General features: G+C 69.8%; 20 protein-coding genes and 1 tRNA gene. 16 read left to right on the top strand and 5 right to left on the bottom strand.

The features are described 5' to 3' along the window. The first annotated feature begins 62 nt into the window (after positions 1 to 62). From ACIP8Z_RS33810 to ACIP8Z_RS33795, 4 genes are all read left to right on the top strand, one after another. On the top strand, positions 63 to 476 hold the full coding sequence (locus ACIP8Z_RS33810) for a phage holin family protein (protein ID WP_402090227.1): 414 nt from the start codon (positions 63 to 65) through the stop codon (positions 474 to 476). Further along, positions 473 to 961: a DUF3618 domain-containing protein gene (locus tag ACIP8Z_RS33805; RefSeq protein WP_402090225.1), complete on the top strand. Its 489-nt coding sequence runs from the start codon at positions 473 to 475 to the stop codon at positions 959 to 961. Before ACIP8Z_RS33810 ends, ACIP8Z_RS33805 begins: the two co-directional genes overlap by 4 nt. Beyond that, the gene (locus tag ACIP8Z_RS33800) at positions 958 to 1,224 is read left to right on the top strand and encodes a DUF4235 domain-containing protein (RefSeq protein ID WP_402090223.1); all 267 of its coding nucleotides are present in this window, start codon (positions 958 to 960) and stop codon (positions 1,222 to 1,224) included. The genes ACIP8Z_RS33805 and ACIP8Z_RS33800 overlap by 4 nt, the downstream gene beginning before the upstream one ends. Positions 1,225 to 1,728: 504 nt before the next feature. Further along, a complete protein-coding gene (locus ACIP8Z_RS33795) occupies positions 1,729 to 2,205 on the top strand; it encodes an SMI1/KNR4 family protein (protein WP_402090221.1) in 477 nt (158 codons plus the stop codon). A 145-nt stretch (positions 2,206 to 2,350) separates the two neighbouring features. On the opposite strand, the gene ACIP8Z_RS33790 is transcribed toward ACIP8Z_RS33795, so the two are convergent. Beyond that, entirely contained in the window at positions 2,351 to 3,214 is an 864-nt protein-coding gene (locus ACIP8Z_RS33790; RefSeq protein WP_402090219.1) for a helix-turn-helix domain-containing protein, read from the bottom strand. A 145-nt stretch (positions 3,215 to 3,359) separates the two neighbouring features. Between ACIP8Z_RS33790 and ACIP8Z_RS33785 the strand changes: the two genes are divergently transcribed. The 5 genes from ACIP8Z_RS33785 to ACIP8Z_RS33765 all read left to right on the top strand — a co-directional run bounded on the left by ACIP8Z_RS33785 (position 3,360) and on the right by ACIP8Z_RS33765 (position 8,661). Then, positions 3,360 to 4,247, top strand: a complete 888-nt coding sequence (locus tag ACIP8Z_RS33785) for an alpha/beta hydrolase (protein WP_402090217.1) — start codon at positions 3,360 to 3,362, stop codon at positions 4,245 to 4,247. A 583-nt stretch (positions 4,248 to 4,830) separates the two neighbouring features. Next, positions 4,831 to 5,022, top strand: a complete 192-nt coding sequence (locus ACIP8Z_RS33780) for a hypothetical protein (RefSeq protein ID WP_402090215.1) — start codon at positions 4,831 to 4,833, stop codon at positions 5,020 to 5,022. Positions 5,023 to 6,485: 1,463 nt separating this feature from the next. After that, entirely contained in the window at positions 6,486 to 6,713 is a 228-nt protein-coding gene (locus ACIP8Z_RS33775; protein WP_402090213.1) for a DUF5133 domain-containing protein, read from the top strand. Between the two features lie 558 nt (positions 6,714 to 7,271). Beyond that, on the top strand, positions 7,272 to 8,183 hold the full coding sequence (locus ACIP8Z_RS33770; RefSeq protein WP_402090211.1) for an NAD-dependent protein deacetylase: 912 nt from the start codon (positions 7,272 to 7,274) through the stop codon (positions 8,181 to 8,183). Positions 8,184 to 8,542: 359 nt separating this feature from the next. Then, positions 8,543 to 8,661 (top strand) — tRNA-OTHER (locus ACIP8Z_RS33765). A 100-nt stretch (positions 8,662 to 8,761) separates the two neighbouring features. On the opposite strand, the gene ACIP8Z_RS33760 is transcribed toward ACIP8Z_RS33765, so the two are convergent. Further along, on the bottom strand, positions 8,762 to 9,559 hold the full coding sequence (locus tag ACIP8Z_RS33760) for an SGNH/GDSL hydrolase family protein (protein WP_402090209.1): 798 nt from the start codon (positions 9,557 to 9,559) through the stop codon (positions 8,762 to 8,764). A 631-nt stretch (positions 9,560 to 10,190) separates the two neighbouring features. Between ACIP8Z_RS33760 and ACIP8Z_RS33755 the strand changes: the two genes are divergently transcribed. The 3 genes from ACIP8Z_RS33755 to ACIP8Z_RS33745 all read left to right on the top strand — a co-directional run bounded on the left by ACIP8Z_RS33755 (position 10,191) and on the right by ACIP8Z_RS33745 (position 13,651). Continuing rightward, positions 10,191 to 11,165, top strand: a complete 975-nt coding sequence (locus ACIP8Z_RS33755; protein WP_402090207.1) for an ROK family protein — start codon at positions 10,191 to 10,193, stop codon at positions 11,163 to 11,165. A gap of 129 nt (positions 11,166 to 11,294) precedes the next feature. Further along, on the top strand, positions 11,295 to 12,485 hold the full coding sequence (manA, locus tag ACIP8Z_RS33750) for a mannose-6-phosphate isomerase, class I (protein WP_402090205.1): 1,191 nt from the start codon (positions 11,295 to 11,297) through the stop codon (positions 12,483 to 12,485). 341 nt (positions 12,486 to 12,826) lie between these two features. After that, positions 12,827 to 13,651 carry a cellulose binding domain-containing protein gene (locus ACIP8Z_RS33745; RefSeq protein ID WP_402090203.1) on the top strand — a complete coding sequence of 275 codons (825 nt, stop codon included), beginning with the start codon at positions 12,827 to 12,829 and terminating at the stop codon, positions 13,649 to 13,651. 64 nt (positions 13,652 to 13,715) lie between these two features. On the opposite strand, the gene ACIP8Z_RS33740 is transcribed toward ACIP8Z_RS33745, so the two are convergent. Then, a complete protein-coding gene (locus ACIP8Z_RS33740; protein ID WP_402090201.1) occupies positions 13,716 to 14,762 on the bottom strand; it encodes a LacI family DNA-binding transcriptional regulator in 1,047 nt (348 codons plus the stop codon). After that, complete coding sequence (locus tag ACIP8Z_RS33735) at positions 14,759 to 17,158, bottom strand: glycoside hydrolase family 2 protein (RefSeq protein ID WP_402090199.1); 2,400 nt, start codon at positions 17,156 to 17,158, stop codon at positions 14,759 to 14,761. The genes ACIP8Z_RS33740 and ACIP8Z_RS33735 overlap by 4 nt, the downstream gene beginning before the upstream one ends. A 273-nt stretch (positions 17,159 to 17,431) precedes the next feature. On the opposite strand from ACIP8Z_RS33735, the gene ACIP8Z_RS33730 reads away from it, so the two are divergent. The 3 genes from ACIP8Z_RS33730 (at position 17,432) to ACIP8Z_RS33720 (ending at position 20,717) form a co-directional block, all read left to right on the top strand. Beyond that, positions 17,432 to 18,757 (top strand): ABC transporter substrate-binding protein, encoded by a 1,326-nt coding sequence (locus tag ACIP8Z_RS33730; protein WP_402090197.1) that lies wholly within the window; start codon positions 17,432 to 17,434, stop codon positions 18,755 to 18,757. Positions 18,758 to 18,876: 119 nt separating this feature from the next. Then, the gene (locus tag ACIP8Z_RS33725; RefSeq protein WP_402090381.1) at positions 18,877 to 19,854 is read left to right on the top strand and encodes a carbohydrate ABC transporter permease; all 978 of its coding nucleotides are present in this window, start codon (positions 18,877 to 18,879) and stop codon (positions 19,852 to 19,854) included. Then, positions 19,851 to 20,717, top strand: a complete 867-nt coding sequence (locus tag ACIP8Z_RS33720; RefSeq protein WP_402090195.1) for a carbohydrate ABC transporter permease — start codon at positions 19,851 to 19,853, stop codon at positions 20,715 to 20,717. The genes ACIP8Z_RS33725 and ACIP8Z_RS33720 overlap by 4 nt, the downstream gene beginning before the upstream one ends. A 76-nt stretch (positions 20,718 to 20,793) precedes the next feature. Here the strand turns inward: ACIP8Z_RS33720 and ACIP8Z_RS33715 are convergent, their stop codons facing one another. Next, complete coding sequence (locus tag ACIP8Z_RS33715) at positions 20,794 to 21,825, bottom strand: LacI family DNA-binding transcriptional regulator (RefSeq protein WP_402090379.1); 1,032 nt, start codon at positions 21,823 to 21,825, stop codon at positions 20,794 to 20,796. A 130-nt stretch (positions 21,826 to 21,955) separates the two neighbouring features. On the opposite strand from ACIP8Z_RS33715, the gene ACIP8Z_RS33710 reads away from it, so the two are divergent. After that, positions 21,956 to 22,216 carry a hypothetical protein gene (locus ACIP8Z_RS33710; RefSeq protein ID WP_402090193.1) on the top strand — a complete coding sequence of 87 codons (261 nt, stop codon included), beginning with the start codon at positions 21,956 to 21,958 and terminating at the stop codon, positions 22,214 to 22,216. Positions 22,217 to 22,609 lie beyond the last annotated feature (393 nt).

The following is a 22,609-nucleotide window of genomic DNA, read 5'->3' as shown; positions in this document are numbered from 1 at the left end:
GCGGCACCTGACCGACGTGTCGCCCATTCCGGCAGATCGACGAAAGGCAAGGTGTCCCCATCATGAGCAGGGCAGAGCGGCAGCCCCACGCCGCGGACGACTCGGTCGGCGTCCTGGTTTCGCGCGCCTCACAGCAGATATCCGAGCTGGTACGCGAAGAGATGCAACTGGCCCGGGCGGAGATGACCCAGAAGGGCAAGCGCTACGGGAAAGGCGGCGGCCTCTTCGGCGCCGCAGGAATCATCGGCTTTCTGGCCCTCCAGGCCCTGACGGCAACCTGCATCGCCGCTCTCGCGCTGGTCCTGCCGGCGTGGGCGTCCGCCCTCATCATCACCGTGGCCCTGGGGATCGTGGCGGCCGTGACCGGCCTGGCCGGAAGGAAGCAGATCGCGCGGGCCGGAACCCCGGCTCCCGAGCAGACCATCGACAGCGTGAAGGCCGACCTGGCCGAGATCAAGGAGAAGGCACACCGATGAACGACGACGCCCGAACCAACATCGGCACCCCCGCCCCTACCCCTGCCGACCTCGGCTCTGCCGAACTGCGCGAGCAGGTCGAACGCACCCGTGACGAGCTCGGCCGGACCGTCGAGGCCCTCGCCGCGAAGGCCGACGTCAAGGCGCAGGCCAAGGAGAAGACGGCCGCCTTCAAGGGCCAGGCCGCCGAGAAGGCGGCACTGGTCTCTGAACAGATCCGCGAGACGGCGGGGCACGCCGCCCAGGCGGTGAAGGACAAGACCCCCGACTCGCTCCAGCAGAAGACCGCGCAGGCAGCGGCACACGCACGCGAGAGTGTGGCCAAGGCGGGCCAGTACGCGGCGGACAAGACGCCCGACCCGCTTCTGGAACAGGCGGGGCACGCGGCGACGGCCGCACGCGCCAACCGCACCCCGCTCCTGGCGGCCGTTGCCGCCGTAGTGATCTTCGTCCTGGTCCGCCGCAACCGGGGACGTCGCCGATGAAGGCATCCAAGATTGCCTACATGCCCGTCGGGCTGGCCCTGGGCGCCCTCAGCGGTGTGCTCGCAGGCGCCGCGTTCAAGCAGGCGTGGAAGCGCATCGAGGGCGAGGGGGATGCTCCTGACGCCACCGATGAGGACCGCACGTGGAGGGAGATCCTGCTTGCCGCAGCCATCCAGGGTGCGATCTTCGCCGTGGTCAAGGCCTCGGTCGACCGGTCGGGGGCCGTGGCGATCCGGCGTGTGACGGGAACCTGGCCGGGCTGATCAGTCGCGGTGCCGGCCGCCTTCCCCGCGTGCCGGCACCGCGCCCGACGCACCCCCTGACCCCCTACCGGCAATCGGCAACGCTCATTTCGCGGAGCAAGCCGTGGCCGCGTGTCACGGTCTGCCCGTCCGTACCGCGGCAGCTGTCACCGCCGGCGTTTGCACAGGGCGCAGCTCACGGCCCGCGACCGCCGCGCCCTCAGGGCCGTGCGCCGAACCCGGCATGCGCCTGCGTGTCGCCGCCACGGTCGCCCAGGCCCAGGCCTCTCCGCTCGGGCTCAGCGCCGGCTGCACATTGCGGTCGGCTGCTCCGGCGGCCGTCCCCGGGGGCCGCTTGCCGGACGAAGAAGTGATCTTGCAGCAGAGGCCGGTGCGGCCGATCCGTAGGCTGCCTGCCATGGCGCGATTCGATGAGGTCATGGCGAGGTTCTGGGGTGAGGGCGATCACGGCGTCCAGCAGCCACTGACGGAGGAGATGGTGCGAGAAGCCGAGCGTGCGCTCGGGTGACGCTGCCCTCGGCCTTGCTTGACCTTCTGCGAATCCAGAACGGCGGCATCGTGGCCGCTGAGCACGATGCGTTCCCCACCAGTCGGCCGACCTCGTGGAGCGAAGACCACGTCCCCTTCGAGAGCCTGATGGGCATCGGGCGAGGCGACGGGATGACTTCGTTGCTCCACACCCCGTACTTGGTCGAGGAGTGGGGCATGCCGGCACCCCTTGTGCTGCTCTCCGGCGACGGGCACTGCTGGATCGGGCTCGACTACCGAACCTGCGGGCGCGATGGCGAGCCTTCGGTCACTTGGTTCGAGACCGACCTCGCCACGGAGATCGTCCTGGCTGGAGACTTCCGCTCGTTCGTCGAGGGGCTCGCCGCGGGCAGCACCTACGGTGAAGGCCCGCCTCAGGCGGGGCCGGTGATGCAGAGTGACCAGCCTTGGTCCAGGGATTCCCCTTCATTCGGTCGAGGCGGCGATGCGTAGACGGTGAAGACGGGCATGCCAAGGCCCACCAGCTGAGGGCGTCCGTCGGTGGGGATGTTCGTGAAGAGACGTTCTAGGGTCTGTTTCGTCAGTGGTGATGGTCGACTGCTGCTCGACGTTTCAGTTGCGGCGATGCTCAGGAAGGTCACGGCCTCTGAGCCGTGCCGCGAGCCAAAGCGGCCAGTCGTTCCGCGTCTGGAGTGCCGGGATCGGCCGACCAGAGCACGAGCTGCTGCTCTGGGGCACCGGCGTAGCGGAAGGTGTCCCAGTCCAGGGTGAGTTCGCCGACGGTGGAGTGCGCGATGCGTTTGCTGCCGAAGTCCTGGTGGGCTACGCGGTGCTCGGCCCACCAGGCCCGGAAGTGCTGGTCGGCCACGGCCAGCTCGCCCACGAGGGCGGTGAGGGCCGGGTCGGTCGGGTTCGTTCCGGCCTCCATCCGCAGGACCTCGACACAGGTGCGGGCCACGTCCTCCCAATCCGGGTAGATGTCGCGCATCACCGGGTCGGTGAAGACCATGCGGACGTAATTGCGCTCAGGCTCGGACACGGCCGCGAAGTCGCACAGCAGTTCCGCCGCCAGCGGGTTCCACGCGAGGATGTCGAGTCGCGGGCCGAAGACAATGGCGGGTGTGCCGGTGAGCTGACCGAGCAGCCGGGTCAGGTGCGGGTGTGCTTTGGGGCGGGCGGACCGGCGCGGTGTCTTGCGGTGTCCGGCCCGCGCGGCCTGGGCGACCAGTCCTTCCGCGTACGTCCTCTCGTCGCCGTCCAGCCGCAGCTCCCGAGCGAGGGAGTCGAGTACCGGCGCTGACGGTGCCAGTCGGCCCTGTTCGATGCGTACGTAGTAGTCGGTGCTGATCGCGGCGAGCTCGGCCACCTCCTCGCGGCGCAGTCCTTGCACTCGGCGCTGGGTGTGCGCGCGCTCGGGGAGCCCCACCTGTGCGGGTGTGAGTTCGCCACGGCGGTGCTTGAGGAACTCGCCGAGCTCGCGAAGATGGGCGGAACCAGTCATTCCTTCAGCATGGCACCGGGGAGAAGGCTCTGCCTGGGAAGGATCCTTCCTAGGAAGCAACGCGACCTTCCTGCGCCAGGCTGCCGGCCGGAGAGTGGATACGGGCCCGCAGATCGCCGGCCACACGATTCCGCAGGAGCAGCACATGAGGACTGACGTCCGCTTCCCGACCAACGGCCTGCAGCTCGCCGGCCACCTCTACCTCCCCGACGGCGTCGACGGTCCGCTCGCCGCCATCGTCGTCGGCCATCCCACGACCGGAGTCAAGGAGCGGGCGCCGGCGGCGTACGCGACGCGCCTGGTCAAGGAGGGATTCGCCGTTTTGACCTTCGACGCCGCCTTCCAGGGCGAATCCGAGGGCATGCCCCGGGGCCTGGAGGACCCCTTCCAGCGTGCCGAGGACTTCCGCGCGGCGGTCTCCTACCTCACCACCCGCCCCGAGATCGACCCCGAGCGCATGGGTGTGATGGGTGTGTGCGGCTCCGGAGCCTACGTGCCCTACGCCGCCCAGACCGACCACCGGATGAAGGCCGTGGCCGGCGTGTCCGGGACCGACGTCCCCTGCTTTTTCCGCGGCGCCGACCCCGAGGGCTGGCAGCAGATGGTGGCGAACTCCGGGAACCTCCGCAGCGCCGAGGCCGCCGGCGAGCCCGCGGCGACGTTCGCCGTGCTGCCGGAGACGGTCGACACCGACACCCCCGCCCCGACGGCCGAGTTCGTCGACTACTACAAGACGCCCCGCGGCCACCACCCGCGCTCCACGGGCGACATGGTCGTGCGCAGCGCCGACCTCCTCGACCAGTTCGACTCCTTCGCCGACGTCGCCAAGATCGCGCCCCGCCCGCTGCTCATGATCGCCGGAACCGAGGCGGTGACCCGCGGGTTCTCCGAGAAGGCCGTCGCCGACAGCCCCGGCAACGCCGAACTGTTCCTCGTCGACGGCGCCACCCACGTCGACCTGTACGACCGCGACGAGTACGTGACCCCTGCCGCCGCCAGGCTGGTCGAGTTCTTCAGCAAGCACCTCGCCTGAGCCGGCGAGCCTGTGCGGGCAAGAGGCGGGAGGGCGCTGGTCGCAGCCACTCTCCGATGGCCGCCTCGTCGCTGGTGACCTTCGGGCTCGGCGAGGACGAGCCCGCCCGGCTCGGATCCTACGATGCGTTCGGAGCGGTCGGATACGTCCACGGGGCGGTCTGGATGCTGCGTTCAGGCCGGGGGTTCCTCACGGTGGATCCCGCCGACGGGACCTCGCCGTGGTCGGTCGAGGCGGATCGGAGGATGGTAGCCGACCCGCTGCCGTGCACCGGCGGTCTCCTGGTGGGGGATGCCAACGGCGGCATCCGGAGGTTGGGGCCCGACGGCCGGATCGTGGATGGGTGTTCCCTGCCGGGGCGGCGCCTGGACACGCTGGCCGCGGCCGGCGACGGCGGGCTGTTCTTCGCGGCAAAGGGCTCCTTTGGCTCCTTCACCCTCACCCCGGAAGCCCGGCGGCCGACCACGCCCGGAGCTCTCTCCTCACCTCCTTCGCATCCTGGCCAGGACCCGGCCGTGGTCGCACATGTGTGCAGCAGCAGCGCGCGGGCATACGGACAGCACCTCTCGGAAGGAGCCCCACGATGCTCGGCATAGCAGCCGCCGTACTGTTCTTCATCGCTTTCCTGATCAACGCCGCGGACATCGGCACCAATGATGTGTTCACCTCGACGAACGTGATGCTGCTCGGGCTCACGGCCCTGGCCCTGCATGTCGCGGGCATCGGTGCCGGCCGTACCGGCCACAGCGGACGCCGGCCCTGGTCCCGCTCCTGATCCGGGGCACCCTGCGACTTATGTGTGCCTTGTGGTGATGGTGAGGCAATGGGGGCAGCGGTGATGGCTGACCAGATGCGCGGCTGCCTCCGAACCAGTGGTGTCGGGGCTGCCCCCGCCGCTTCCGACCCCACGCCCACCTGACCGCCCGAGACCGCTTGCGACTTCCGCGCATCGAAGCTGTGCCGCCGAATCCCTGTCCTGTACCCTCGCGCAAGGCCCCAGAGGGGGGCCGGTTCCGTCATGCCCGGGGAAGCGACGGGCCGGCCGCAGCCCCGGCGGCACCCGCCCCGTGGCCGGGTGTGCATGACGACCGTACGGAATCTCGCCGGCTTCCAGCAGCTTCTGATGGCCCAACAGCGCGCAACGTGACTCCGCCAGGCGGCCTGAACGACCAGGACTCCGCCACCCCACTCCTCGTAGTCACCGCGCTCACGAACCGGTCGAAGGCCGACCAGGGCCCGGCCGGGTGGCTGCCAGAACTGCCCGACGCACACTGCCGCTTCGTCTGCGAGTGGGGCGCACCAAACTCCCCTGAGGCCTGGCAGCCGACCCGAGCGAAACCGACGCGCAGACCGACTTCACCGAGACCTGCGAGACCAACGCCGTCCACCACACCCCGTCCCGTAGCCCAAAGGGGAACGTACCGCGCCCCCCACACCGGGGATCACTGGCGTGGGGGCATACATGGAGGCGTACCAATTCTCTGCTGGGCGTCACGCGGACTGGCGACCCACGGAACTCGGGTTCGGCCGCAGGCGACCGTCCGTCGACCTCAACGTACGCGGGCACAGGATTCGAAGCCGCCCCAAATCACTCTTCGCCGCCACCTGTTCGTACGGGACCGCCGCAGTCGACCGAGCGCAGCCCGATGGCGTCGAGCGCATGAGCAAGCACCCGCCGACCCGGTTCCCCGAACCGGCCGTCCCGTGTCTCCCCACGCGTGAACGCTGACGACATGCTCGATACGTACGACAAGCACAGAAGGGCCAAGGCAAGAGAAGGCGGGACCAGGCGAGTGGACGCTGCTGGTGGGGTTCCAGTGGAACCGGTATGAGTCGCGATAGTCCACCGCGGGCTGCTACCGCAGATGCCGCGGCACGCCGCAGCGCCCCGGCGGTACGGGGTCCGCTGTTCGGTGTCGCCGCGCACCGCGGGGACGTCGGGCGACGGTGGCGGATGGTTGCGGAGGTGCCCATGGCTGTCCGCGGCATGCCTGCGACGCGCTGAACTCCCAGTTGTGGTGCAGGGCGAAGAACGAGGCGAAGAGCAGACAGGAACGGCGCGCGCTGCGGAGACGAAGAGGAGTTCACCGCGCCGCCGCGCCGCCGCGCCGTCCCCCGGTCCGGCCGCCGGAGACGTGTGGGGCCATCTCTCCGGGTGTTGGTATGCGCGCGGGAAACCGGGGTAGACGCGGCTCCGAGCCGGGCGGTCGGCGCCCAGGCGGTGAGGAGAGATCCACTGTGCTGATGGCCCATCCTGTGGTGCTGAGCAAGCTGGTCGAGGAGTACGAGGCACTGAGCGTGCTGCACGCGGAGGACGGGAACTGCGAGGTGCGTCGGCGCATGGAGGACCTCGCCTACACGCTGTGTGTCTCCACCGGCACCCGTGACGTCGACACCGCGCTGATCGCCGCCCGCCACCGTCTGCCCGGAGCACGCCCTGAGGACGACTCGGTCCTGATGGCCTGAACCGGTCCGACCTGCGCCGGGGAGGGGCGCGGGCCGGGCCGGAACAGCCCGAAGGCGCCTGCCGGGCAGGGCCCGGCAGGCGCCCCTGTCGTGCCCCGTGACAGGAGGCCGGAACCTCGCCGACGAACGCTGTTCCGACGCTCCGCGGGCCGGCGACCTCGGGGCCACCGGGGCGGGCATGAGGATCTGCTCCTTGATGTGCAGGACGGAGTCGACCGGGCTGGTCGTCCGCACGCCCGGTGGTCGAGGCCTGGCTGTTCAGGTCGATCAGCCACTGGTTGAAGTCGACCGGCATGGGCCGATCGGGCAGGGGCTGGGAGGTCTGTACCCATGCCAGGCATTCTCTCGACGCCGTGGAGATGATTTCGCCTGTGCCGGATCGACGACTGGGCATACTTGAGCCGCCTGGCCAGGGGTTCTGGTGAGGAACAGCGCCCAGACGTGGCTTCACGGTCAAGGACGGAGCGCAGCTCGGACCGTAGTCCGGTGTACGTGGATGCGACCGGTATCGACGGCATGTGATCCGAAGGAACCGACCTGGCTCCGTACCCTGGTGGCATGCGTATGCGCCCTACTTTGAGCTGGACCCCGACCGAGGACCTGCTGCCGGGCACGACCGATCTGGAGCCGGTCGTCGCCGCACTGCGCACTGGCGGTGTCCTGGTGCTCAGCGGAGCGGGCATCTCCACGGAGTCAGGCATCCCCGACTACCGGGGTGCGGGCGGAAGCCTGAGCCGACACACGCCGATGACTTACCAGGAATTCATCGCCGACGGTCAGGCACAGCGCCGGTACTGGGCGCGCAGCCACCTCGGCTGGCGTACCTTCGGCCGCGCCCGGCCCAACACCGGGCACCTGACGGTGGCTGCCTTCGGACGCCACGGACTGCTCTCGGGGGTGATCACCCAGAACGTCGACGGCTTGCACCAGTCGGCCGGCAGCGATGACGTCGTGGAACTGCACGGAAGTCTGGAACGGGTGGTCTGTCTCTCCTGCGGCGCCTTCAGCCGGCGCGGCGATCTCGCACGGCGGCTGGAGGAGGTCAACGCAGGTTTCGAGCCGATGGCGGCCGGAATCAACCCGGACGGTGACGCCGACCTCAGTGACGAACAGGTCGGGGACTTCCGCGTGGTGCCATGCGCTGTCTGCGGAGGCACTCTCAAGCCTGATGTGGTCTTCTTCGGCGAAGCCGTTCCACCGCGGCGTGTCGAGCTCTGCCGTGAGCTGGTGGATCAAGCAGCCTCGCTGCTGGTTCTGGGGTCCTCCCTCACCGTGATGAGCGGGCTTCGGTTCGTTCGCCAGGCGGCCGAGGCGGGAAAGCCGGTGTTGATCGTCAACCAGGACCCGACCCGCGGCGACCGACACGCGGTCGCGCGGGTAGCACTGCCCTTGGGGGCGGCCCTCACCACCATCGCCGCCCGACTGGACGTTCCCGTGGACAAGCACGTGGCGGGCGAGCCGCGTGGGTGAGACCTGGGCAGGGGAACGGAGGCGGCCGCGCAGCTGCTGGTGACGACCGGGGTGCGGCAGGGGCCATGATGCCCAGACTGGTGTGGTCGGGCAGCGGGCCCGGGACGACCAGCCCGCTGTTCGGTGTCGCCATGTAGGGCAGGGATGACGGCCGCCCGTGGAGGGTGGCCGTCGTGGTCACCCACGGGTGTCCGCAGCAGGCCCGCGACAAGGGTCCGACAAGTGGGGCCGGTCACCGATCACGCCGCAGTGGTTCACCGCTTCACAAGGGTCGTCGCGTCTCGGATAAGGACTCGTCCGAGACGAACGACGTCTCTATTCTGAGTGGGAGCGGGCCTGCGCGTGGTCCCGCAGGTTGCGTGCCGTGGCAGAGCGGTCCAATGCGATCGCCGTGGGGGAGGGCCCCTCCGCGGCGAGTGACGGCGACGGGGCGGCCCTGCCCCCGTCTGTCTCGCGGGTTCGAATCCCGTCGGCATCGCAACCGTGCTGGATTGGGCAATGCCCCAAACTCCGTAGGAAGGGAACGCCCACCCCGCTCGGCCGCGCGTCGCGCTACGGCCGCGCGGCATTCTGGTTGTTCAGGTGCTGGCCGGTGGCATCCCCACAGGCAGCAGCTCCGGGCGCCGGGCGACGCGGCCGTCGCCTGAGGAACGGCCGCGGAGGCGGCGTACCAGCCAGGGACCGAGGAACCCGGCGGCCCAGCGCAGTTCGGCGGCTGCCATGCGTACCGCGCCGGCGGTAGCAGCCGTGTCGGGAGCCAGCTCCCGGGTCCAGGAGTCGTCGCTGCCCGGCAGGCCGAGCGCGTGTGCGAGGGCGGCGGCGATCCGGTCGTGTCCCAGCGGGCTCGCATGCAGTCGGTCCGCGGCCCAGAGACGCCGGTCGGCGGCTGCGGCGTGCGGAGAGGTCTCGGCGAGAGCGACGCCGTGCCGGGCGGCTGCCAGCCGAATGCGGTCGTTGAGGGCGGCGATCCGGGGTGCGACGGGGCGCGCGATGGGCGCGATACGAGCGATGTCGGGGAACGTGACGGTCGCGACGTGTGCGCCCGCTCCGGTGAGCGCGGCGAACATCGCCTCCACATGAGCGGCGGTCTCGTCCGGGTCGAACCGGGGTCGCAGCAGGTCGTTGACGCCGGCGATCACAGTGGCGATGTCGGGGCGGAGGGCGAGCGCGGGGCCGAGCTGCTCCGCGCGGACCTGTCCGGCCAGCCGGCCCCGGACGGCCAGGTTGGCGTACCGGACCTCGGGGCTCACCGTCGCGATTCTTTCGGCGAGGCGGTCAGCGAAGCCGCGCAGCCCGGTGAGGTCGTCACCGTCGCCGACCCCCTCGGTCTGGCTGTCGCCCAGCGCGACGTACCGCACGTACTGACCGTTGCTCATGCGCCATCCGTCTCTCCCGCGGCCTCGGCGTGCCGCACCCGGCACATCATACTAAAGAAAGTGAGTATTCATTTCGTCGAATAGGTAAAGCCGGCTGACACGGACTGGATCCCCAGATCGCGCTTCCGGCGACCCTTGCTCCCGGATCTCGTCACCGGTGATCCGGTTCGAGGGCCACGGTGATGCTTTCGCGTGTTCCTCGACAAGGCCCGCGCTGGGGGAGGGGCCGTCGGCGAGGATCACGTCCGGTGTGATCCGGGGCCGACCGACTGGCCGGGGCACCCGTAGTCTGCGCCGACCAGCGCACCGAAGGGCCTGGGGCTCGGCACCTGTTGATGCGCGGTTGACGCGCGGACGTTGCCCTGCGGGGCGCCTCCGGTGCCTGAGTCGGCGTTCGAGGTATGCGTCGCGGCGGCAGTCTGTCGGACGGTGCCCCACTGGCCGGGCTCCGCCCTCCGTGCGTGTGAGGTCGGCGCCGGTGGTGCGCCTGGGCGATGGATCGGCGGGAGGCCCTCCACGTCTTGCGCCGCCATGTGACTTAACCGGATCCGTTTCCCTCTAGACAACGTTGTCATCCACTCGGCAGAGTGGGGCCCTGCACGGTTCGGACGGTTCTGGAGAGGGTGCGCGGATGGTGTACGGAGCGCTGGACATCGGTGGTACGAAGATCGCCGGGGCGCTGGTCGATGCCGAGGGGTGCGTGATGGTGCGGGCCCAGCGGCCGACGCCCGCGCGTGAGTCCGCCGAGGCGGTGATGGCCGCGGTGACCTCGGTGGTGGACGAGCTGGCCGGCCGTCCCGAGTGGGCTTCGCTGTTCTGCCTGGGGATCGGGAGCGCCGGACCGGTCGACACCCTCGCGGGCACGGTGAGCCCGGTCAACATCCCGGCCTGGCGTTCCTTCCCCCTGGTGGAGCGGGTGCGGAGCCATCCCGCCGTCCCGGCGGGCATCGAACCGGTCCTCGTCGGCGACGCGGTCGCCATGACGGCGGCAGAACACTGGATCGGTGCGGCGAAGGATGCGGCGAACGCCCTGTGCATGGTCGTCTCGACCGGCGTCGGCGGTGGCCTGGTCCTGGGAGGCGCGGTACATGCGGGTACGACCGGGAACGCCGGTCACATCGGGCACATCACCGTCGACCAGAACGGTCCTGAGTGCCCCTGCGGCGCCCTGGGATGTGTCGAGCGCTACGCCAGTGGTACGGCGATCGCGGCATACGCCCTCGAATCTGGCTGGACGCCCCCGGTCGGTCTGTCCGCCACGGCCCGTGAGGTCGGGGTCTCGGCGCGTGCCGGTGACCCGAAGGCGCTCGCCGCGTTCGACCGCGCCGGCCGCGCCCTGGCCGCCGCCGTCGCCGCGACGGCCGCGCTCGTCGAACTCGACCTGGTCGTCGTCGGAGGCGGGGTCTCCCAAGCGGGCGAGGTGCTGTTCGCGCCCCTGCGGCACCACCTGAAGTCGTACGCCGTCCTCGACTTCACCCGTGACGTCCCGGTAGCGCCCGCCGGGCTGGCCCTCGACGCGGGACTGATCGGCGCGGCCGCCGCCGGCGTCACCGCCCGCGGGCTGTCCCGCGCCGGAGCCGGCACGAGGGGGCAGAGGGCCACCTGACGTCCACCCTCCACCGGATGCTCGCGGGGCCTTCTCATCGTGCCCGCGTACACCGGCACCGAGCCCCCCTGGCGGGCGCCGTGGCGTCCCCGTCCTCCCACCTCGCCGCACGTACTCGAGGAGACCACCGTGTACCTGCTCCGCAACACCGTCCAGCCCTACGACTGGGGCTCCCGCACTCTGCTGCCGGAACTCATGGGCGTGCCGCCGACCGGAGCGCCCCAGGCCGAACTCTGGATGGGCGCCCATCCAGTGGCGCCCTCACGAGTGGTCAGGGGTGAAGCACTGATACCGCTGGACCGGGTCGTCGCCGAGGATCCGGAGGGCGAACTCGGAGCGGTCACCCTGCGCCGCTTCGGGCCCCGCCTCCCCTTCCTGGTCAAGCTCCTTGCCGCTGACGCTCCGCTCTCCGTGCAGGTGCACCCGGACCTCGCCCAGGCCAAGGCCGGATTCGCCCGGGAGAACGCGTTGGGCGTGCCCCTGGACGCGCCGCACCGCAACTACCGCGACGACCAGCACAAGCCCGAGATGATCGTGGCCCTCACCCGGTTCCGGGCCCTTTGCGGCTTCCGGAGCCCGGCGGACACCGCCGACCTGCTCGACTCCCTGAAGGTGCCCGCGCTGCGCCCGTACGTCGAGACCCTGCGTGCTGTGCGTGGGCCCCAGGCGCTCGCGGAGGTGTTCCGGGCCTTCCTCCGCCCGCCGACGGGCCTGCTCGAGGCTGTCGCCCGGGGGCTGGCGGTCGCGGTGGCGGGCTCGGAAGAGCCTTGTGTCGCCGCCTACGACCGAGTCGCGCAGGTGCACCCGGGCGACTCCGGGCTGTTGTCAGCGCTGATGCTCCGGTACGTAGAGCTGAGCCCCGGCGAGGCCTTGTTCCTCGGCGCTGGAATCCCGCACGCGTATCTGTCCGGGCTCGGGGTGGAGACCATGGCGAGCTCCGACAACGTTCTGCGGTGCGGACTGACCTCCAAGCATGTCGACGCGGAAGAACTCACCCGGGTCGTCCGCTTCGACGCACCCCCGGCGCGCGTCCTGACCCCTCGGGAAGAGACGGGTGAAGAGGTGTATCCGGCGCCGGTGGACGACTTCCGTCTGGCGCGGTACGTCCTCCGCGCCGGTGAACCGAGGCGGCGCGTGGCGCTGGACGCCCCGCAGATCCTCCTCTGCACCACGGGGACCATGACCATCTCGTCATCCGAGGAGACCCTCGACATCGGCCCAGGGCAGGCCGTGTACGTACCTGCGGGTGACGAGGCCGTTCTGGCAGGGGCCGGCGTGGCCTTCCGCGCCACGACGGGCACTGCGGAACGCCTCGGGTGAGCTGGGCAGTAAAACCATCCCTGAACTTAACCGGTTATGTCCAGTCTCTTGTTATCGAGCACCACGGCACCTAGCCTCAACTCGGCCGCCAGAAAGGGCAGGAGAAATCGCCGATGCACCAAGGCGACGACCTGGGCCCGTATCTGCGGTCAATCCCCACTGCCTGGAATCGAGCCGCCGCAATATCCGGGCAGTGGGGCCCGCGGCGGTCCGCCCACCATTTGCCCATCATTCGGAGGCTCGCCCGGGGCCACCGACCCCGATCAGCCGCGCTCCCACTCCGTGTCAGGCACCACCGCCCCTCCACACCCCCGGGCGCGGTGCCGAGTTGGGGGCACCGCATGAACAGGACACGGGTCTTCTCGACGGCGACGCTGCTCGCCCTCGCCGCGACGATCACCTCGGGCCCCGTCACCGCCCAGGCCGCCGAGCGCTCCGACGGCTTCCACGTCGTGGGCGGACGGCTCGTCGACGCCACCGGCAAGGACTTCGTCCTCCGGGGCGTCAACCACGCCCACACCCGGTACACGGACCGCACCGGGCAGTCCCTCGCCGACATCAAGGCCCTCGGCGCCGACTCGGCCCGGATGGTCCTCGGCTATCCGGGCTGGTCCTGCAGCGGCAACGGCGGCGTCGAGTACCTCGACCTCGCCGACGGCTTCGACGCCGACCGGCTCACTGCCCGGGGCGAACGACTCTTCCACGGTCCGGATGGCATCCGCCGGACCTCCCAGGAGGCCGGCGTCCACCGGCGCGGCTGCTCCATCGCCCACCGCCTGGACGAGCGGGGAACCGGCTTCGACGCCGACATCACCGTCCGCAACACCGGCGAACAGCCCCTCAAGGGCTGGAAGCTCGACTTCACGCTCCCAGAAGGCACCACGGTGAACTCCGTCTGGAACGCTTCCGTCACCCAGATCGGTCGACGGGTCCGCGCCACCGGCGAGTCCTGGACCGAGTCCGTCCCGATCGGCAGGGCCGTGAGCTTCGGCGTCAACGTCGCGGGCCCCGGTGCCGTGCCCCCTCCTTCAGTCTCGACGGCGTCCCCTGCGCCAGGGGCTGCCCCCCGCCGTCCCGCCCCGCCGCACCGGGCGCGAGAGGAGCGGGGTCCGTCGGTACGCCCGGCTCCGGAACCCGTTCCTCGTCTGGTTCCGTCGCCCTCCTGAGGGGACGCACAACGTTGAGGGGCCGCCCGCAACCGGGCAGCCCCTCGACGTCGTGCCTGTCCGCCTACGTACGTCGGGGCGGGCCTGTCGACCCTCTCGGAGTCAGGGACGGGGTGGGTACCTGGCGGGCGCCCTTGTAGGTGCCTTCGATGATCTCGAACAGGGTCCGGGCCACCTCCTCCCCGAAGTGGTGCACGTCGTGACTCATCGCGGACAACGGTGGATGCGTCAGCCGGCACAACTGCGAGTCGTCCCAGGCCAGGAGGGAGACGTCGTCGGGAACCGAGAGACCCATCTCCGAGGCGACCGCCGCCCCGGCGACGGCCATGATGTCGTTGTCGTACACGATTGCCGTCGGCCGGTCCGGGGACATGAGGAGACTGCGAGTGGCCCGAGCCCCTTCCTCTCCCACGAAGCCGGTCGCCACCTGCCGACCTCCGTCCAGGCCCAGCTCGGCCATGGTCGCCTCGAAAGCAGTGGCGCGGATGCCGCTGTGGCCCAGGCCGGCGGGGCCGCCGACGCGGGCGATCCGCCGGTGCCCGAGCGCGGCCAGGTACCGCACCGCCTCCGCGGCCGCGGAGGCGTCGTCCGTCCAGACCGAAGGGAACCCGCCGGTCAGCGACGGGTGTCCGACGGCCACCACGGGCATGCCGAGGGCCCGTAGGGGTGTGATCCGCGCGTCGTCCTGGTGGAAGTCGACGAGGATCGCCCCGCCGACGGTTCTGCTGCGCCACCACTCCTGGTAGAGGGTGGCCTCCTCGTCCAGGTCGCGGACGAGCCGGAGGAGGAGAGAGCAGGAGCGCCCGGCGAGGACGTCCTCGATGCCGGAGATGAACTCCATGTAGAAGGGTTCGAGGCCGAGGAGCCGGGCCGGCCGGCAGATCGCCAGGCCGACTATGCCCGCCCGCTGGCCGGAGAGGTTGCGCGCAGTCTGGTTCGGGCTCCAGCCGAGCTCCCGGGCCGCCGCGAAGATACGCTCACGGGTCGTCGGGGACACGCCGGGCCGGTTGTTGAAGGCGATGGAGACGGCGCCCTTGGACACCCCGGCCAGCGCGGCGACATCGTTGATCGTGACACGCTGGGCGGGGACGCGAGAGGCTGGGGCGCTCACACCGCTCCCACGCTGAAGAGGGCCCCCCGCACGGCCTCCGGGTCGTCGCCCGCCCAGCCGCGGACCGCGATCCGGACCTCCTCGCCCGGCAGCAGGGTGACAAGCCCGCGGTCGGCGCTCGCCGCCGGTGCCAGCCGGTCCGCCTGGAGCAGGAGATCCCGGATGAGGGTTCGGGCGGCGACCACCACGACCGATCCACCGTCGCCGGTCGGCTCGACCCGGAGGTCGAAGAGCGGCACCGGATACGCGAACTCCTTGTCGTACACCGGAAGGTGGACCGAGCGCAGGCCGTCCGCGTCGGCGACCAGGAGCTCCTTCGCGGAGTCCGCGTCCGGCAGCAGCGAGCCCGGGACGACCAGCCGTACCACCGTCCGGGCGGCGGCCTCCAAGTCGAACACGGCCTCCCGCAGCACCACGCCGTCCGCGCTCAGGCGGCGCAGGGTGACGGTGGTGCGCCAGGTGGTCCCGGACTGGTTGTCGAGGACCAGGACCGGACCCTCCTCGGTGGGCACGAGACTGAGGAGCCGGTCGGCGTAGACGCGGCGCAGCTCGTGATAGAGCGGCTTGCGGTGCCCGTCGCCGTCGATCGCGGCCCAGGAGCTCACCGGCCAGCAGTCGTTCAGCTGCCATACCACCGTGCCGGCACAAAGCGGCCAGTGAGAGCGCCAGTGCTCGATGCCGGCGGCGACCGCGCGGGCCTGGACGACCTGGGCGAGGTAGTGCCAGCGGTCGAAGTCGCCCTCGGGCAGGCCGAAGTGGCGCTCGATGCCGCGGTTCAGCTTGCCGTTGCCGTCCTCGGCCTTCTGGTGGTGCAGCATGCCGGGGGAGTCGGGGGAGAGGTTCTCGCCGGGCAGGGCGCGCCGCAGGGTGCTGATCGCGGGCGGTGCCTGCCAGCCGAACTCGGCGCAGAAGCGGGGGACGTCGGCCCGGTACTCGGCGTAGTCCTGCCTGTTCCACACCTCCCACGAGTGGTGGGTGCCGTGCCGGGGATCGTTGGGGTGGTGGTCCCAGGAGCCGGACCAGGGGCTGCCGGCGGTGTAGGGGCGGGTGGGGTCGAGCTCGGCGACGATCCGGGGCAGGATCCCCAGGTAGTAGCCCTCGCCCCAGGAGTCGCCGGCGAGCGGGGCCTCCCAGTCCCAGTCTCGGAACCCCCAGAGGTTCTCGTTGTTGCCGTTCCACAGGACGAGGCTGGCGTGCGACATCAGTCGGACAACGTTGTCACGCGCCTCCGCCTCCACTTCCCCGCGCAGCGGCTGCTCCTCGGGGTAGGCGGCGCAGGCGAAGAGGAAGTCCTGCCAGACCATCAGACCCAGTTCGTCGCAGATGTCGTAGAAGGCGTTGTCCTCGTAGATCCCGCCGCCCCAGATGCGGACGAGGTCGATGTTGGCCTCGGCGGCCTGGGTGAGTCGGGTGCGGTAGCGCTCGGGGGTGACTCGGGACGGCAGCACGTCGTCCGGGATCCAGTTGACCCCGCGCGCGAAGATCCGTACGCCGTTGACGACGAAGGTGAAGCCGGTGCCGTGCTCGTCGGTGGAGCGGTCGACGGCAACGGTACGGAAGCCGATCCGCCGCGACCAGGAGTCGAGCGGCCTCCCGTCCTCGTCCAGGAGGTCGACGGTGAGTCCGTACAGCTGCTGGGAACCGTATCCCCGCGGCCACCACAACTCTGGATCGGACACCTCCAGGCGGAGCACCGCCTCCGCGCCCTCGAAGGAAGTCTCGGCGGCCACCCCGGCGACCGTGGCCCGCAGTGTGAGGGGGCGGCCCACCCCGCTGTCGGTGCGCGCGGTCACGACCCGCAGCTCGACGCGGCCGGTCGTGCCGTCCACGGTCACCAGCGGGCGGACCTCAGCGAGCCGCGCGGTCGACCAGCGCTCGATCCGCACGGGCCGCCACATGCCGGCGGTCACGACGGTCGGGCCCCAGTCCCAACCGAAGGAGCAGGCCATTTTGCGGATGTACTGGAACGGCTCCGGGTACACGTTGGGCCGGTCGCCGGTGAGGGCGCGGACCCGCTCGGCCTCGTCGTAGGCCGAGTCGAAGCGAACCTCCAGCTCACCGGCCCGTCCTGTGATGTCGAAGCGGTGGACGCGGTGCATGTTCCGGGTCGAGCCGAGGGACACGCTGTCGAGCAGGACCTCGGCGGCGGTGTCCAGGCCATCGAAGACCAGCTCGCTCCGCTCGTGCCCACCGTCGTGGGCGGCGAGGTCCGTCACGTATGACCACGTCCGGCGCCCGACCCAGGCGATCTCCGTCTCGTTCAGCCCGAGGAACGGGTCCGGTATCACCCCGATGGCGAGCAGGTCAGTGTGGACACAACCGGGCACCTGCGCGGGGAGCAGTGCGTCCTCGTGGCGCAGGCTCCACCCCTCGTGCAGCTGGGTGACGTCCTTCATGGTGTGCGGCTCCAATCGCCTGGCAGTGGGCGGGATGCGTGTACGGGCCGACAAGTTAGCCGTACGTTTACTCAACTGTCCATGAACCGGTCAAGTTTGGCCCTCCATAGCGCACTGCCTATCGGTCGCGGGTCATCCGCACCTGGCAATCGGCTGCCCCGGGTAACGATTAGGCATCACGCTGGAAATCAGTACTTTACCGGTTCACGACCGGCTGACATAGTGCCGTCATCCCACCGATGACCTGAGCCGTGACTTTGAAGGAGTTGGGCCATGGGGAACAAGAAGACGACGACCGCGCTCTCGGGCGCTGTGCTGGTCGCCGTGACGCTCGCGCTGTCGGCGTGCGGCGGGGGCGGCGGTGCCACCGGTGAAGTGGCCGCTCCTCCGGCGGATCCGAAGGAGGTATCCGGCGAGATCAAGGTCCTCACTCAGCGGACCGATCTGGCGCAGAACGGAACGCTGGAGAAGTACGCGGCCGAGTTCAACAAGATCTATCCCAAGGTGAAGGTCACCTTCGACGGGATCACCGACTACGAGGGGGAGGTGAAGATCCGTATGAACACCAAGTCCTACGGTGACGTGCTCTTCATCCCCGGTGCGGTGGCCAAGAATGACTACCCGAAGTTCTTCGCTCCCCTGGGGACGACCGAGGAGCTGTCGAAGTACCGCTTCAGCGACAAGACCGAGGTGGACGGCAAGGTCTACGGCATCGCCCAGTTCGGAACCGCCAACGGGTTCGTGTACAACAAGGCGCTGTGGAAGAAGGCCGGTGTCACCGCCTGGCCGAAGACGCCGCAGGAGTTCATCGCCGGGCTGAAGGCGGTCAAGGACAAGACCGGCGCGACTCCGTACTACACCAACTTCAAGGACGGCTGGCCACTGGTTCAGTGGACCGCCAACAACGGCTCGGTCGGTTGCGACGCCCAGGCGAGCAACAAGCTGGCCGGCCCGGTCTCGCCGTGGAAGGAGGGGGGCGAGCTCCGCACGATCGACGGTCTGCTCCACGACATCGTCAAGCAGGGCTTGTCGGAGAAGGACCCGACCACCACCAACTGGGAGAACTCCAAGTTGTTGCTGGCCGACGGCAAGATCGGCGCGATGATGCTGGGCTCCTGGTCGATCACGCAGATGCAGGGCGTGGCCAAGGACTCCGGGCTCAATCCGGAGGACATCGGTTTCATGCCCTTCCCCGTCCAGAAGGACGGGAAGTTCTGTGCGGCGCTGGTCTCCGACTACCAGCAGGCCGTCAACGTGCACTCGGACAACAAGCCCGCGGCGCGTGCCTGGGTGGACTGGTTCACCGAGAAGTCGGGCTTCGCGCAGAAGGAGGGCGTCGTCTCCGCAGTGAAGTCCGCTCCCATGCCCGCCACGCTCAAAGAGTTCGTTGACAACGATGTCATATTCTTCGACCGCTCGGAGGCCAAGACGGCCGCGGTCAACGACATCGACGACGCCGCAGAGATCGGGCTCAACAAGCAGGACTACCGCCAGAAGTTGATCGACACGGCCCGCGGCGCCGAAAAGGGCAGCCTGGAAGACTTCTTCGCCGGCCTGAACAAGAGGTGGGACGAGGCGGCGAAGACCGCCGGTAGCTGATACCGGCGGAGTGGGCCCCGGCCGTACGACGTCGGCCGGGGCCCCTGGACCTTCCGCGGCAGCGGACACGAAAGGCCGACATGACCCAGACCACCGACACCGCACCAGAGGGCGCCGCCATGACAGGGCGATCCAGCAAGGACAAGAACAATGCCGACACGGGGGGCGACCGGCGCCGCCAGTCGGACCCCCGGCGCGGCCCCGCCGCCGGGCGGACACGGTCGTGGCGCGACTCGCCGCTGCGGCGGATCACGCCGTGGCTCTTCCTGGCGGCCCCGCTCGCCCTGCTGATCACGTTCACGTACGTCCCCGTCGCGAGCATGATCTCGTACAGCTTCACCGACTGGGACGGGGTGAGCCCGGACCGGGAGAACGTGGGGTTCGACAACTACGTGCAGATCTTCACCCGCCCCGAACTCTTCCGGGTGTTCTTCGTGAGCGGCTACTACCTTGCCGCGTCCGTGGTCCAGATCGTGGTCGCGCTGTACTTCGCGGTGATCCTCAGCTTCAACCTGCGGTTCAGAAATCTCTTCAAGGGGATCCTGTTCTTCCCCTACCTCATCAACGGCGTCGCGATCGGCTTCGTGTTCCTGTACTTCTTCCAGGACGGCGGCACGCTCGACTCCGTGCTCCACTGGCTCGGCGTGACGACCGATCATCCCTGGCTGGGCGACCCCACTTCGGCGAACATCTCCCTCGCGGGAGTCTCCGTCTGGCGCTTCACCGGACTCAACTTCGTCCTCTTCCTCGGCGCCATCCAGTCCATCCCTGGCGAGCTGTACGAGGCGGCGGAGCTGGACGGGGCCGGGAAGTGGCAGCAGTTCCGGCACATCATCGCCCCGAACATCAAGCCCGTGATCAGCCTGAGCGCCATCCTGGCGATTTCCGGCTCGCTGTCGGTCTTCGAGATCCCCTACATCATGACCGGCGGCGCGACCGGCACCCAGACCTTCGTCATCCAGACGATCAAACTCGCCTTCCAGTTCAACAAGACCGGCCTGGCCTCGGCCGCGGCCGTGGTGCTGCTCCTGATCATCCTGCTGATCACCTGGATCCAGCGCCGGCTCGTGCCCGACGACAAGGTGGACCTCGTATGACCTCCCGCGACCTCACCGCCACCCCGTACCGCACCCGTCGGCGCATACCCGTCGGGAGCGTGCTGACCTACCTGTCGCTGATCGCCGCCTCGATGGTCGTGCTCCTGCCGCTGGCCGTCGTCCTCCTGACCTCGCTCAAGACCGCAGAAGAGGTCGGTGAGGGCGGTGCGCTGTCGCTGCCGGGCAACTGGCTCAACCTCGACAACTACGTCACGGCCTTCAACGACGGCAAGATGCTGGTGGCCTTCGGGAACACCGCGTTCATCCTGGTCTTCTCGATCGGCGGGACGGTGATCATCGGTTCCATGACCGCGTACGCCGTTGACCGCTTCGACTTCCGGGGCAAGAAGCTCGTCATGGCCGGCTTCCTGATCGCCACCCTCGTGCCGAGCGTCACCACCCAGGTCGCGACCTTCCAGGTGATCAACGGCTTCGGCCTCATCGACACCCGTTGGGCACCGATCCTGCTCTACATGGGCACCGACATCGTCTCGGTCTACATCTTCCTGCAGTTCATCCGGGGCATCCCCGTCTCGCTCGACGAGGCCGCACGCCTTGACGGCGCCAACGCCTTCACGATCTACCGGAAGATCATCTTCCCCCTGCTCAAGCCGGCGATCGCCACCGTCGTCATCATCAAGGGGATCACGACCTACAACGACTTCTACATCCCCTTCCTCTACCTGCACTCCGAGGACCTGGGGACGATCTCCACCGCGCTCTTCCGCTTCAAGGGCCCCTTCGGGGCACACTGGGAGGCCATCTCGGCCGGTGCGATCCTGGTCATCCTGCCGACGCTGGTCATCTTCCTGCTGCTGCAGCGCTGGATCTACAACGGCTTCTCCCAGGGAGCCACGAAGTAGCCCCGGGAACGGAAGGACGAGACCGGGCCGTACGAAGGGACGGCCCGGCCCCGCACGTCTCCCCGTGGGCGGGAGTTCAGCGCGGGCCCGACTCCGGAGGCGGGGCAGAGGTGCTGCCCCGGGGCACGAAGCGGGCGTAACCCTCGCGCATGCTGCCGACACCCTCCCCGCCGATCAGGGCGAGCAGCGCGGTCGCGGAGCGAGCCCCGTACGCCGGGATGTCACGGCTGACCGCCGACAGCATCGGGCGCACCACCTGCGTCAGCGGCGACTCGTCCCAGGCGACGATCGACACGTCGGCGGGGATCGAGAGGCTCAGCTCTTGTGCCACCGACAGCGCGGCCACCGCCATGATGTCGTTGTCGAAGACGATCGCCGTCGGCCGCCGGGGCGAGATCAGCAGCGCCCGCGCGGCACGCGCCCCCTCGTCACCGGTGTAGTCGGTGTGCACCACGGTCGCCTCCGGGATCCCCGCCTCCTGGCAGGCCTCCGCGAGCGCGGCGTCGCGGACCACCGTGTGCGCGAGCCCGGCCGGGCCCGCCACCCGCGCGATCCGCTGATGCCCCAGCGTCGCCAGGTACCGCACGATCTCGTGCACGCTCTCGCCGTCGTCGGACCAGATCGCCGGCAGCCCCCCGGCCTCCTCCGGCGGGCCGATCGCCACCGCAGGCAGGCCGATGTCGTGGATGGCGCCGACTCTCGCGTCGTCGGTCTGCAGGTCCATGAGGAAGACGCCGTCGACCCGCCGTTCGCCCCACCAGCGTCGGCAGACCTCGATCTCCTGCTCCTGGTCGGCCGCCATCTGGAGCATCAGGGCGAACCCGTGCTCGGCGAGGACCGTCTCCACGCCGCTGATGAACTCCATGAAGAACGGCTCCACCCCGAGCGTCCGCGCCGGCCGCCGCACGACCAGTCCGACCGCCTGCGCAAGCCCGCCGGTCAGCGCCCGAGCAGCGCTGTTCGGCCGCCATCCCAGCTCCTCGGCGATGCTCTTGATCAAGGCACGGGTGCCCTCCGAGACTCCGGGCTGGCCGTTGAGCGCGTATGAGACCGCCACCTTCGACACACCCGCCCGACGCGCGATGTCCGCCATCGTCGGCCGCTTCACTGCCACCCCAGCTCCATCCTGAACCCTCGATACCCCGACCCTACCGCCAGGTCCTGAGCGCAGTGGCAGGTCTCAGCGGGTGCAGGGGGCGGGCAGATGCCCCCAGGTCGGGCTTCGATCGATCGCCCGGGTGAGTCGCTCCGCGGACACCCGGTTCCTCCTCCACTCCGTCCGACGAAGGGAACCCCATGAGTACGGCGCACCACGTCCTTCCACGGGCAAGACGAGCGGGCCAGCGGCTCCGCTCCTCGCGACGGTCCCGGCTCTCGTCGGCCTCTTCGTGGCCCGCCCGACTCCTGCCGCTGCCGACAGCGCCGACTCGGGCGACACCGAGACGCAGTACGTGGACAAGGCCCGCATCGACGTCCACTTCGCCCGCATGGCGGCCTAAGGCGTCGACGTCGCCCGCGTGTGGGTGTTCGGCCGCGAGAGGCGGCACGGCTTCGAGGAGTGCGAGGGCGGGTTCGAAGAGCGGCAGTACGCCGCCTTCGACTACAACGTCGAGTCGGCCAGGACCCACGGCAGCGCTGCGTCCTTCCGCTCCGACGCCTCGGATCTGCGTGAACCTGCGAGGTGGACAGCTGTTTTAGCCAGAGTTTCGCAAAACTTCGGAGTGGGCCCGTCGGCACTGGCACCGGAGGACCCGCGCGTCACATGCTTCTACGAGAGCACGCCGCCGTCCTCGCCCCAGGGAGAACCAGGCCGCCCCACGGCCGCGGAACCGGGCTGCCCCCGTGCGCGGCGGGCCTCGGCCCTGGCTCACGCCCCGCCACCGGACGCGTGC

The sequence above is a fragment of the Streptomyces sp. NPDC088553 genome (genome assembly GCF_044752965.1).
Classification (GTDB): domain Bacteria; phylum Actinomycetota; class Actinomycetes; order Streptomycetales; family Streptomycetaceae; genus Streptomyces.
Note: the sequence above shows the minus strand (reverse complement) of the source record. Positions and strands in the feature narration are given on the sequence as shown.